The 12785-nt window shown below is 42.0% G+C and carries 13 protein-coding genes; 3 read left to right on the forward strand and 10 right to left on the reverse strand.

The window, feature by feature from the left end; translation table 11 throughout:
* Window positions 1-193: 193 nt before the first annotated feature.
* The 8 genes from der to iscA form a co-directional block, all read right to left on the reverse strand.
* Window positions 194-1600 (reverse strand): ribosome biogenesis GTPase Der, encoded by a 1407-nt coding sequence (gene der / locus CYCME_RS09680; RefSeq protein WP_015005420.1) that lies wholly within the window; start codon window positions 1598-1600, stop codon window positions 194-196.
* A gap of 3 nt (window positions 1601-1603) precedes the next feature.
* Window positions 1604-2830: an outer membrane protein assembly factor BamB gene (bamB, locus tag CYCME_RS09685; RefSeq protein ID WP_015005419.1), complete on the reverse strand. Its 1227-nt coding sequence runs from the start codon at window positions 2828-2830 to the stop codon at window positions 1604-1606.
* Complete coding sequence (locus CYCME_RS09690) at window positions 2827-3516, reverse strand: YfgM family protein (protein ID WP_223253184.1); 690 nt, start codon at window positions 3514-3516, stop codon at window positions 2827-2829. The genes bamB and CYCME_RS09690 overlap by 4 nt, the downstream gene beginning before the upstream one ends.
* A 10-nt stretch (window positions 3517-3526) precedes the next feature.
* The gene (gene hisS, locus CYCME_RS09695; RefSeq protein ID WP_020932898.1) at window positions 3527-4792 is read right to left on the reverse strand and encodes a histidine--tRNA ligase; all 1266 of its coding nucleotides are present in this window, start codon (window positions 4790-4792) and stop codon (window positions 3527-3529) included.
* Between the two features lie 16 nt (window positions 4793-4808).
* Window positions 4809-5588 carry a type IV pilus biogenesis/stability protein PilW gene (gene pilW / locus CYCME_RS09700; RefSeq protein ID WP_041932957.1) on the reverse strand — a complete coding sequence of 260 codons (780 nt, stop codon included), beginning with the start codon at window positions 5586-5588 and terminating at the stop codon, window positions 4809-4811.
* Window positions 5585-6664: a 23S rRNA (adenine(2503)-C(2))-methyltransferase RlmN gene (rlmN, locus tag CYCME_RS09705; protein ID WP_016389751.1), complete on the reverse strand. Its 1080-nt coding sequence runs from the start codon at window positions 6662-6664 to the stop codon at window positions 5585-5587. Before rlmN ends, pilW begins: the two co-directional genes overlap by 4 nt.
* A gap of 6 nt (window positions 6665-6670) precedes the next feature.
* Window positions 6671-7102: a nucleoside-diphosphate kinase gene (gene ndk / locus CYCME_RS09710; RefSeq protein ID WP_015005414.1), complete on the reverse strand. Its 432-nt coding sequence runs from the start codon at window positions 7100-7102 to the stop codon at window positions 6671-6673.
* A 177-nt stretch (window positions 7103-7279) separates the two neighbouring features.
* On the reverse strand, window positions 7280-7609 hold the full coding sequence (gene iscA, locus CYCME_RS09715) for an iron-sulfur cluster assembly protein IscA (RefSeq protein ID WP_015005413.1): 330 nt from the start codon (window positions 7607-7609) through the stop codon (window positions 7280-7282).
* Between the two features lie 290 nt (window positions 7610-7899).
* On the opposite strand from iscA, the gene tatB reads away from it, so the two are divergent.
* Window positions 7900-8238 (forward strand): Sec-independent protein translocase protein TatB, encoded by a 339-nt coding sequence (gene tatB / locus CYCME_RS09720; RefSeq protein WP_015005412.1) that lies wholly within the window; start codon window positions 7900-7902, stop codon window positions 8236-8238.
* On the opposite strand, the gene CYCME_RS09725 is transcribed toward tatB, so the two are convergent.
* Both CYCME_RS09725 and cspE read right to left on the reverse strand, forming a co-directional pair.
* Complete coding sequence (locus CYCME_RS09725; protein WP_020161889.1) at window positions 8197-9147, reverse strand: AEC family transporter; 951 nt, start codon at window positions 9145-9147, stop codon at window positions 8197-8199. The genes tatB and CYCME_RS09725 overlap by 42 nt on opposite strands.
* Before the next feature lie 114 nt (window positions 9148-9261).
* The gene (cspE, locus tag CYCME_RS09730) at window positions 9262-9462 is read right to left on the reverse strand and encodes a cold-shock protein (RefSeq protein WP_015005410.1); all 201 of its coding nucleotides are present in this window, start codon (window positions 9460-9462) and stop codon (window positions 9262-9264) included.
* A 334-nt stretch (window positions 9463-9796) separates the two neighbouring features.
* On the opposite strand from cspE, the gene CYCME_RS09735 reads away from it, so the two are divergent.
* Window positions 9797-11125 (forward strand): DEAD/DEAH box helicase, encoded by a 1329-nt coding sequence (locus CYCME_RS09735; RefSeq protein WP_020932900.1) that lies wholly within the window; start codon window positions 9797-9799, stop codon window positions 11123-11125.
* Between the two features lie 39 nt (window positions 11126-11164).
* The gene (locus CYCME_RS09740) at window positions 11165-12775 is read left to right on the forward strand and encodes an ABC-F family ATPase (RefSeq protein WP_020932901.1); all 1611 of its coding nucleotides are present in this window, start codon (window positions 11165-11167) and stop codon (window positions 12773-12775) included.
* The last annotated feature ends 10 nt before the right edge of the window (window positions 12776-12785 follow it).

A 12785-nucleotide genomic window follows, 5' to 3' on the forward strand; every position in this document is an offset into this window, starting at 1 on the left:
TTACCTGCACACACTGTAAAAATGAATTTGACTTACCTTGGGACACTAACACCAGGTACCTCATTCGTTCAATTCGGCACAGCTTAAAGAAACGTACTAAAAAATATCCTGAGCTTTTAAACCTCAAACACGAAGGCCAGGGTATTAAAATTCAGGAAAAAGCGAGTGACCCTACGGCCTAAGAAGGGTTTAGTTATCGATGTTTAGGTTTGCTTTTTCTTTTCTCTTTTAATTTACTGACTTTGCCTTTTTCGATATTTGTCGCCGACTTCCTTGTTTTTTTAGCATAAGGATTATCCGGCGATTTAAACTCTATCCTTACCGGTGTTCCCACTAACCCTAGCTTTTCTCTAAAGGCATTCATTAAATATCGCTTATAACTACCAGGAACCGACACCGTTTGGTTACCATGAATGATGATGACAGGTGGGTTTTGCCCACCTTGGTGTGCAAATTTCAGTTTAATCCGACGACCACCTACCAATGGGGGTTGGTGAGCTTTGATCGCATTTTCAAGAATTTCGGTTAACCGTGGTGTTGACATATCAATCATCGCAGATCGATATAACGCCCCAATTGATTCAAATAACTTACCGACACCACTGCCATGCAACGCAGAAATAAAGTAACGTTCCGCATACTCAAGAAAACTTAATTTCACATCAATTTGACGCTTCACTTTTTCTCGTTGATCTTCCGACAAGCCATCCCATTTATTTAAACCAATAACCAATGCTCGTCCTGATTCCAGTACCATTCCGAGCAAACTCGCATCCTGATCGGTCACCCCTTCACTCGCATCAATCATGTAAATGACCACGTGCGTGTCATCAATTGCACGTAGTGTTTGCACAATGCTAAATTTCTCAACGGCTTCTGATACTTTTGAACGACGACGAACACCAGCCGTATCAATCAATGTATATTGTTTGCCATCACGTTCAAAAGGGATAAAAACACTATCACGCGTAGTGCCGGGCTGATCAAAAACGACGACCCGCTCCTCACCCAGCAAGCGATTAATCAGTGTCGATTTGCCTACATTAGGTCGCCCAATGACAGCAACCCTGATTCCTTCTCCTGCCAATGTGTCATCAAATGACTCTATTTTCGGCAAAATGTTTGATACATGCCTTAAGAGCTCAACCACACCTCGCCCATGTGTTGCTGCAATCGGCCATGGTTTATCGAAGCCCATTTTATGAAATTCTGCGATATGTGTATTAGCATCTAAACCATCAGTTTTATTTGCAACAAGTACGATTTGTTTGCCAAGTTTTCGTAAATTTTGCCCTATTTCTTCATCAATAGGGTGAATACCATGGCGCGTATCAACCAAAAATAAAACCACATCAGCTTCTTCAAGTGCTCGCTCGACCTGCTCTACAGCAACGCCATCAATGCCGTCTGCAGTTGCCGTAATTCCACCCGTATCAACCACTAGAGATTTGATATCTGCACGTTTTACTAACCCATATTGTCGATCACGGGTAAGCCCTGGGTAATCAGCAACTAATGCATCACGTGTACGCGTTAAGTAATTAAATAATGTTGATTTACCGACATTAGGTCGGCCAACTAAGGCAATAACAGGTAGCATCGTTTACTCTTCCGTGACCGACAGAGTGTCCATTCGTAAGGCCGTTATAACACCTTCTATGTCTTGCACATAAATCAAGCCATCATCAATAATAGGCGCTGTAGAAATCGCGACATCACTCACTCTTAAACGTCCAACCAACGCGCCATCCGTGCTATTTATCACATGAAGATAGCCTTCGTAATCAGCCGTTAACAAATAATCTCCAGCTTGAGTAAGGGGTGTTAATTGGCGGTGCTCTAAACTATCCTGTAGCCAATTAATGCTGCCATCATTTTGGTCAGCAGACCATAGGTGGTTATTCACATCAACAACATAAATGGACACCCAGTCTGCAATCATTTTCTTATATGACGACATTTCTGAGCGACGCCACACAATTTGGCCAGACCTTACATCAACGGCTACAACCCCGCCATTGAAGGTGGCTGCATAAATATAACGCTCTCCTGCTAATGGATCTGAATCCACATCTACCATCCGTGATAGTGCACCACGGCCTCTCGCTACGGCAACACTTGTTTCCCAGATCTGCAGACCATCTTTTAATCGCAACACCACCAATTTACCATTAGCATAGCCACAGATAACACCTCCACTTTTAACAACCGGAGAACTGGTACCACGTAAACTTAATGCTGGTACATCGCGAATATACGACCAACGCTCTTCACCGTTTGCAGCATCCAGTGTATTCACTGCGCCATCAACACTACGAACCACAAGAAGCCCATCTGAAAACCTCGGTGTTGACAATACTTCACTAGAGACTTGTGAAGTCCATGCTGTATCACCATCATTTAATTTTAGTGCAACAACATCAGCATCTGTGGTGCCAAAGAAGACATGTTCATAACCCACCTCTAAGCCACCTGAGATCGGAAGTTCAGTTTTGACTTCCCATATTAGTTCACCCGTCATTTGATCTATTGCAAGGACCTTGCCTTTTAAATCCGCTACGAAAAGCTTGCCATCTGACACGACCATTTCAAGCTTCAGGTATTTAGAGCCTTTGCCTTCACTTGCTTTTTGCTGCCAGACAGGTGTAAGGCTAACTTCCTCAACAATTTCAGCCAATTCACGTGGGGGTGCAGACTCATCTTCTTCGGATGTGCTCATCATATCGATAATGCCACTTTCCAAACTCTTACCGGCCGATTTGGTTTTTTCTACGATTCCCGCACAACCTGCTAAAAAAAGCAGCAAAATAACTAGGCTTAACCGACTCATTTTTCTATCTCTTGTACAGCTTCTGTACTGTCAACAATAGTTGGCGGTCCTAGGTCATCCAGTTTTAACTGGATCAACTGGCTATCTAATGTTGCGTCTCTCAATGCTGCCATATAGCCAGATCTAGCTTTTTCTACATTACCCAACTGGCGATATGCATCACCTTTTAATGCCTCGTATTGGCCAATAAATTGTCCTGGGTTAATCCCGTTTTCTCCCGAAATCACTGATTCAAGATCACTAACAACGCCATTCGCATCACCATCAGCCAGTCTAATTCTAAACGCACGTATACGCGCAATATGTTGAAGGGCTTTATTGCCATCCAAATCAGCCACTTTTTCTAGTGATTCAACTGCCGCTTTACGATCACCAGTTTCAAGTTGTGCTTTGGCTTTTTGCAAGCCAGCCAACGCTGCATAAGGTGTATCGCTATAGGTTTTATCAATTTCTTCAGCCAAGACAATTGCCGCTTCAAACGTTGAGCTTTCCATTGATTGGGCCAATTGCTGGTAGGCATCTGAAGCTTCCAGCGCATGGTTTTGCTGCTGGCCCTGCCAACTTTGCCAACCAAAAAGACCTATTAAACCCAACACGACTCCAGCAATAAGTGAACGAGAGTTATCTGCCCACCATTTTTTGATCCGTTCAACTTGTTCTTCTTCTGTTTGATAAGTGTCCATCATCTTTTCCGTTTTAACTGTTATTTTTTAAAAATGCGTCTATTTGATTATTCGGCACTTGTTGTTGTTCTTGTCTGTCACGTAAAAACTTAATACTCACTTTATTTTCTTCAATTTCTGCTTCACCTAGAATGAGCGCGAACTTGGCACCAACCTTGTCTGCCTTTTTAAACTGACTTTTTAAGCTACCACTGCCACAATGAAGAACAATGCCTTCTTCCGGCAATTGATCCCGTAAACGTTCAGCCAATTGTATCGCTTCTTTTCTAGCCGGCTCACCTTGATAAACGATATAAGCCAAGGGTGTTGCTTCAGGCCATTCACGCTGCTCCAACAGCAGTACCAAACGTTCAACGCCCATTGCCAAACCAACAGCAGGGGTTTGCTTACCACCCAGTTGGTCGATCAAACCGTCGTAACGACCACCAGCACAAACAGTTCCTTGTGCACCTAGTGATGTAGTGGTCCATTCAAACACCGTGTGTGAATAATAATCTAAACCTCGAACCAACCGTGGGTTATGTTTAAATCGAATACCTGCATCCATCAAATAGCCTTGCAACGTTTCAAAATGTTGCGTGGACTGCTCACCTAAAGAATCTATTAATTGTGGCGCTGATTCGATTAATGTTTGCATGGCTGGGTTTTTGCTGTCCAATATGCGCAGTGGGTTCGTGGCTAATCGACGTGTGCTATCTTCATCTAATTGTTCTAAATGTTGCTTAAAGTACGCCACCAAAATATCTTTATAGGCTGTCCGCTCTTCGAGCGTACCCAATGTATTAATCTCTAAGATTAATTCGCTTGCTAAACCAAGGTTTTTCCAGAGTCTATACGACATAAGAATGACTTCAGCTTCAATCTCTGCGCCCGACATACCAAAACATTCAATACCAATTTGATGAAACTGTCGATAACGCCCTTTTTGCGGACGTTCATGACGAAACATAGGGCCTTGATACCATAAACGTTGAACTTGGTTATAAAACAAACCATGCTCTAAACCAGCTCTTACGCAACTTGCTGTTCCTTCTGGCCGCAAGCTCAGTGAGTCTCCATTGCGATCATCGAATGTGTACATTTCTTTTTCAACGATATCGGTCACTTCACCGATCGAGCGACAAAACAAATCCGTACTTTCAACTAACGGCATGCGTATTTCTGAATAACCGTATTGTTGACACACTGTTGACATCGCTTTTTCTAATCGCTGCCACAATGGTGTTTTATCGGGCAAAATATCATGCATACCACGAATGGCTTGTAACTTTTTACTCATTGGCCTTGTGTTATTGTTAACGGTTGAACTTACTTTTTTCTAACAAGCCCATTTCGTGCGAGTCTGGATAAAGTCGTTTTAATTGAAGAATATAACTGGCAACACTATCGCTATCGCCCAGCTTATCTTCTGCTTGAATACCTAACCATAAAGAGGCTGGTGTATGCTTGCTTACTTCTTTAAAGCGCTGCAGATAAGCCCGTACGGATAAGTAGTTCTGCATTTCAAATTTTAATTTGGCCATTTGTAATAATGTCACAGCCGAACGGTTATTTCGCTGTAAGGCCGTACGATAATAGCTTTCTGCTTTATCTAATTGCCCCGCTTTCCATGCACACGTTCCTGCGTTCGTTAACGCCGCCACCGCAGACCGATACAATGGATTTTTAACTGCTATATTAAAGTGTTGATCTGCCAACTCAAATTCATTCATGCTACATAGATAGCGTGCATAATTATTTTGTGCACTTGAGTTCCTTGGGCTTAGAGTCACTGCTTTTTTATAATGTTCACCGGCTAATGATTTTTCGCCTAAACGGTCGTAGAGTACGGCTAGAACGTTATGTGCGTTACTGGAAAAAGGGTCAACATCTATTGCCTTCTTTAGTTTTTCTAACGCCACTTCATTCATCCCTCTTTTCATATATTCCACACCAAGGGATACATAAACATCAGCAGGGCTTTTTTCTGTGCCTTGGATAGATGAGGCGCTATTTTCTTTAACTTGTTGCGGCTGGCAAGCTACAAGGGTAGCCAAAAAACACAGCATTATTATTTGAATAATCCATTTATTCATACCGCGGTTACCCTCTGGTTCTTAAGCTGTCGTTTTGTTTTATCTTTCACCTTGCCAACCAATTGCCCACAAGCAGCATCAATATCGTCTCCACGTGTTTTACGTGTTGTTGTTATCAGTCCAGCCTCTTTCAAGACATTGGTAAACCGGTGGATCGCATTATTACTAGAGCGTTTGTAGTGTGTATTAGGAAAGGGGTTAAAAGGAATCAAATTCACTTTGGACGGCACATCAGCCAATAAGCGCTTTAATTCATGCGCTTGCTCAACCGAATCATTTACGCCGCTTAACATCACGTATTCAAAGGTTATTTTTCGGCGTTTTTCGCCTTTAATATAATGCTTACAGGCTTCTAACAACTCAGCAATTGGATATTTTTTATTAATTGGTACTAATTCGTTTCTTAATTCGTCGTTCGGCGCATGAAGGGAAACTGCCAGGCTCGCATCACTCACTTCGGCCAAACGATACATCGCTGGCACAACACCAGAGGTACTGACTGTGACACGACGTTTGGCTAAGCCGTATGCAAAATCGTCCATCATTAAGTTTAAGGCCGTAACGGTATTGTTGAAGTTAAGTAGCGGCTCGCCCATTCCCATCATCACAACATTTGTTAGATTGGCTTTACCTTTTAGCGCCTTAACCGCCACCCATACCTGCCCAATAATTTCAGCAACAGATAAGTTACGATTGAAACCTTGTGTCGCCGTAGAACAAAAAGTGCACTCAAGCGCACAACCTACTTGCGATGACACGCATAAGGTACCGCGACCTTCTTCAGGAATAAAAACTGTTTCGATACGGTTTTGCCCATCTAACTCAAGCACCCATTTATAGGTTCCATCATCAGATTTTTGTTCGAAGACTATCTCAGGTACGCGTACCTCAGCAATATCAGCAAGGCGTGTTCGCAACCCCTTGCTGATATTCGTCATTAACTCAAAATCAGAAATGCCTTCTTGATGAATCCATTTCAAAACTTGTTTCGCACGAAATGGTTTTTCACCTATTTCAGTAAAAAATGTTTCCAGACCCTTACGATCTAAATTCAACAAGTTTTGTTTTGAGTTCATCAGTGTTTAACGAAGACGTTCGCACAGTTCATCATCATTAAAGAAGAACTTAATTTCTTCAGCCGCTGTTTCAGGCGCATCTGAGCCATGAACTGCATTTTCATCAATGCTATCTGCAAAGTCTTTACGAATAGTACCTGCTTCGGCTTCAGCTGGGTTTGTTGCACCCATCACTTCACGGTTTTTCAAAATAGCATTTTCACCCTCAAGCACTTGAACCATGACAGGGCCAGAGATCATAAATGAAACCAAGTCATTATAAAAAGGACGCTCTTTATGCACAGCATAGAAGCCTTCTGCTTGCTCACGAGAAAGTTGCAACATTTTAGACGCTACAATTTTTAATCCCGCTTCTTCAAAGCGAGCATAAATTTGTCCAATTACATTTTTTGCAACTGCATCCGGTTTTACAATAGAAAAAGTACGCTCAAGCGCCATAGTATCACTCCAACAATAAAAATTAATTTTAGAAAAACCCGTGTAAATTCACGGTATTAGGTTATCTGACAGCGAACTGTCACAATGTGTGTAGTCTACAGATTACGGCCCTTTCTAGCAATCAGCTAATAAGCCGTAAAAACTATCACGAAGACTAAATTATGCACAGGAAAAAAATTATGGCTCAACGGTAAAACTTTCACCGCAGCCACACGCATCTTTCACATTTGGGTTATTGAACTTGAAGGCAGAATTAATACCTTCCCTTGCAAAATCCAACTCCATCCCATCTAAAAAACTCAACGAGTCTTCATTGATGATGACTTTAACACCATGCATTTCGAAAACAGTATCCTTAGACTCAACTTCATCTGCAAAATCAATGACATAAGAGTAACCCGAGCAACCAGACTCACGAACACCCAATCGTAAGCCCAACCCTTTACCCCGTTTATTCAATTGATCCTGCACTTGCATTGCAGCGTTTTCAGTTAATGTAACAGACATATTTTCCTCAATATTAATAAATACTTACCACCCCTTTGAGTTTATAACTACAAATAGGTTCCTTTACCGACAACTCATAATAAGGCATTCAACGATACGGCTTACACTATATAGCAACCTATCAATAAGCCCATTAAAGCTAATTCTTTCATTAGACAGCATTCTACATGATCATTTTTTTAAGGGAAATCTATCACCTAAGATTGATGACTCTTGGTTAACCTCTGTTGTTTATCTTATACTGCCCCTATAACTCTTCTAATAAACAGCCACTCTTAACACTAAAAAGCATGTTTGATATCGGTTTTTTTGAAATCTGCCTCATTGGTATTATCGCACTACTGGTCATAGGCCCAGAGAAGCTTCCACGTGTAGCACGTACCACAGGCTTATGGCTCGGTAAGGCACGCGGTATGGTAAAAACAGTTAAATATGAAATTGACGAACAAATTCGTGTCGAAGAATTAAAACAATCCGTGGAACGTGCTAAAAACACCCTCGATAACAGTATTTCCGCCCCCATTAAAGAGGTTGAATCATCTCTGGATGAATTACAAAATCAACTCAAAGACCCTAGCGAAAAAAACCTACAGCACCACCAACCAAATCGGCAAAGTAATAAAAAATAATGCCGTACTTGCCACTAATACAGTAGACAATAGCTCCGTATTCAAACCATAACGCTCGCTTAAAATCATTGTTGCCATCATCGACGGCGTAGCTGCTACCAAGACCGTCGCATGTATTGTTTTAACATCTGTCATGGTTGCATTTGCTGTAAAGTAAACGACCGCTGGGACGACAAGTAGCTTTACTGCTGACGCCAAAATAGCAATGCCTTTGTGCTTCCTTAGGCTACCAAATGAGAGCGACATCCCCACGACCAACAACATACCCGACATCGTAATATTTCCCAGCATCGTGGTGCCCTTTTGAAGAAACAGCGGCAAACTAATGTCATAAATATTCATCAAAATTGCAACAACAAAGGCCCATATGGGCGGCAGGCTTAATAATGATTTAATAAACCTTAACGGAGTTTGCTTTTGCTCGTTATTATCACCCCATTCTATCGCTATCCACAAACCAACAATCCACAACATTGGTGTAATGGCCATAATATCGACATAAATAGCGAACCTTGCGGCCTCGTCACCTTGCATCGCCTGTAGTAACGGCACTCCCAGAGAAATAATATTCCCTAAACCACAAACCAACATTAACGCGCCCAGTTCAGGTTTACCCAAACCTTGACGTTTTAACCAAGGGTAGAAAACCCAACACGCAAGCATGCCAACAACAATACCTACATTTGATACCATCGGAGCACTAAAAATGTCTCCCGATAGGGTCACATTAGGAATAACAGAAAAAATAAGTGCCGGGTAAAACAGATTAATCACCAAGGTACTGATGACACGCCGAGTTTCATGTAATGTAAGACCCGCAGGCTCCCAATACCTCAGCAAAACACCCATTAATATAATAAATGCACTTGGTAGCAGTGCCGCATTAACTTGATCAAATATCTCAGCCATTACCTCTAACCCTTAAATATACCTCAAATCAATCATACCTTAAAAAACACCTACATAGTGTGTAGACAAAAAAAAGCCCCGCATTAAGCGAGGCTTTTTCATACGAATAGAAACTTAAGCTGTTACGTTTACAGCTTGTGGGCCTTTAGGGCCATTCTCTACGTCGAAGTTCACTTGCTGACCTTCGTTTAATGTACGAAAACCTTCGCTAGCGATAGCTGAGAAATGTACGAATACATCTTTGCTGCCATCTTCTGGAGTAATAAAGCCGAAGCCTTTAGATTCGTTGAACCACTTAACTGTTCCTGTTGCCATGATAATACCTCAATAAAATTAAAATTAAAAAATGTTACAAATCTTACAAGGAAATTAACAAGAGCAGATCTTACAAAAACCAGTAGAGAATGTAGCGAGATTAATTCTAACGTACTTTCTTTAGAAAAACAGCTTTTTCTCAACCTTTACTGACATATATCACTATATTCTTTAGCGATCAGGTACAATAAGCCCCTCAAAATGGTTGTGCTGATCGGTCTGCACCCACCTCAAAACGTGGCAATATTAAAATACTGCCCGCCGTAACTAAACATTGCTTCCACCTCGACCGTGCCATTTATTAAATGGCGGATGGACTCACGGAGAAAACTATATGTCGTTCGACTCACTCGGCCTCAGAGCTGAATTAATCACCGCTGTATCTAAAAAAGGCTACACCGAACCCACCTCAATCCAAGCCCAATCCATTCCACTCATCCTAGAAGGACGAGACCTAATGGGCGGCGCACAAACTGGCACCGGAAAAACAGCCAGTTTCACGTTACCTGTTTTACAACGCCTTATGGAATCTGGCGACGCGAAACCAAAGGCGGGCAAAGTTCGCGCCTTAGTATTAACACCAACGCGCGAACTAGCGGCACAAGTTGCTGAGAGCGTCAGAGATTATGGTCAACATTTACCCTTATCATCGTTTGTTATATTTGGTGGCGTAAACATTAATCCACAAAAGCAAAAATTGCGTAAGGGTGTTGATATTTTAGTCGCAACGCCAGGCCGTCTTCTCGATCATGTCAGCCAAAATACTGTTGACCTATCATCCGTCGAAATCCTCGTACTCGATGAGGCCGATCGTATGCTTGATATGGGCTTTATTCGAGACATTAGAAAGGTTTTAGCTTTACTACCTCAGCAAAAACAAACACTACTGTTTTCAGCCACCTTCTCAAACGAAATTAAGAAACTAACGAGCAGCCTGTTACATAACCCTGCGTTAGTAGAAGTCGCCAAAGAGAATTCTGCATCGGAGCTGATCTCCCAAGTCGTTCACCCTGTTGATAAAAAACGCAAACGTGAATTATTATCTTTTCTTATTGGCTCAAATGACTGGAAACAAGTCCTGGTGTTTACACGCACTAAACATGGCGCCAACAAATTATCCGAGCAACTCAATAAAGATGGTATTACTGCAGCCGCTATTCATGGTAATAAAAGCCAAGGGGCTCGCACTAAAGCATTAGCAAACTTTAAATCCAACGATATTCGTGTATTGGTCGCCACAGACATCGCCGCTCGTGGCCTAGACATTGACCAGCTTCCCCATGTGGTTAATTTTGAACTGCCTAATGTGCCTGAAGATTATGTACACCGCATCGGTCGTACTGGCCGAGCAGGCAGCGAAGGTGAAGCCATGTCTCTAGTTTGTGTTGATGAATTAAAACTACTAAAAGGTATTGAGCGCCTGATTAAAACCGATATCAAAAAAGTTACTTTTGAAGGTTATGAACCTGATCTAAGCATCAAACCAGAACCGATTCAAAATGGCCATAATAATCAACGCCCTAGAAAATCAACACCCAAAAACCATTCACCTGCCAAACCTAAAACAAACACCGGTGCTAAACCGAATGGCTCCACTCGTGCAAAAAAACGCAATACTCAAAATAAACCTACCAACCGACCTGATAATTTTGGAAATCGGTAACCACACTTTTAAACAACACATTTATAACGAGCAATCACTATGTTAATTAGCGCAAACATCACCATGCAGTTTGGCTCTAAGCCACTTTTTGAAAACGTTTCAGCCAAGTTTGGCAACGGCAACCGTTACGGGCTTATCGGCGCAAACGGTTGTGGCAAATCAACCTATATGAAAATATTAGGAGGCGATTTAGAGCCTACATCCGGCAACGTATCAAAAGACCCAGGAGAACGTATCGGTAAATTAGGCCAAGACCAATTTGCCTTTGAAGAACACACCGTTGTTGATACCGTCATCATGGGACACGATGAACTCTGGAAGGTAAAACAAGAACGTGAACGTATCTATTCATTAGCTGAAATGACCGAAGAAGAAGGCATGCGGGTTGCCGAATTAGAAGTTGAGTTTGCTGAAATGGATGGCTACAGCGCTGAAAGTCGTGCAGAAGAACTACTCATGAGTGCGGGGATTGAACAAGAATTCCATTACGGCCTAATGAGTAACGTTGCTCCGGGCTGGAAACTGCGTGTTTTATTAGCCCAAGCACTCTTTTCAGAGCCTGACGTATTACTTCTCGATGAGCCCACCAACAACTTGGACATTAATACGATTCGCTGGCTTGAAGGGATTATCAATCAGTCAAAAAGCACCATGATCATCATCTCGCATGATCGACATTTCTTAAATGCCGTTTGCACGCACATGGCAGATATTGACTACGGCGAACTGCGTATATACCCGGGCAACTACGATGATTTCATGATCGCATCAACCCAAGCGCGCGAGTTACTACAATCAGAGAATGCCAAGAAGAAAACTCAAATGGCTGAACTGCAACAATTTGTTAGTCGCTTTTCTGCCAATGCGTCTAAAGCCAAACAAGCAACATCACGAGCTAAGAAATTAGAAAAAATTGAACTGGCCGATATTAAACCCTCATCACGTGTGAGCCCATTTATCCGCTTCAATCAAATTAAAAAACTTCATCGTGAAGCCGTCACCATTGAAAACCTTGAGCATGGTTTTGATGAAACTTTATTTACAAACACCAGCATGATTTTACAAGCCGGTACACGCTTAGCTGTTATTGGCGAAAATGGTGCCGGTAAAACGACTTTCTTGCGTTGCCTCATGAATGAAATAAGTCCTAACAAGGGTACTATTCAATGGGCAGAAAATGCCACTCTTGGCTATTGCCCGCAAGATGCTAGCGACGATTTTAATGTCGACATGACCTTATTCGACTGGATGAGTCAGTGGCGAAAACCAAGTCATAATGACCAAGTAGTCCGCATGACCTTGGGGCGTTTGCTCTTTTCATCCGATGATTTTAATAAAAAAGTTGCTGTGTGTTCCGGTGGTGAGAAAAACCGTCTACTGTTTGGCAAACTAACCTTGGGCGAAACCAATGTCATGTTAATGGACGAACCAACAAACCATTTAGATATGGAGTCTATCGAAGCCTTAAACTTAGCTTTGGATAATTATGATGGCACATTAATTTTTGTAAGTCATGACCGCGAATTCGTCTCTTCACTTGCCAACCGCATTGTTGAAATAACACCTAATGGCATTGTTGATTTCCATGGCACCTATGATGAATACCTTAAAAGCCAAGATATTGAAAACCTCAAAACGGGCACCCGTTAAAGACACAGTC

This window comes from Cycloclasticus zancles 78-ME, from assembly GCF_000442595.1.
Taxonomy (GTDB): Bacteria; Pseudomonadota; Gammaproteobacteria; order Methylococcales; family Cycloclasticaceae; genus Cycloclasticus; species Cycloclasticus pugetii.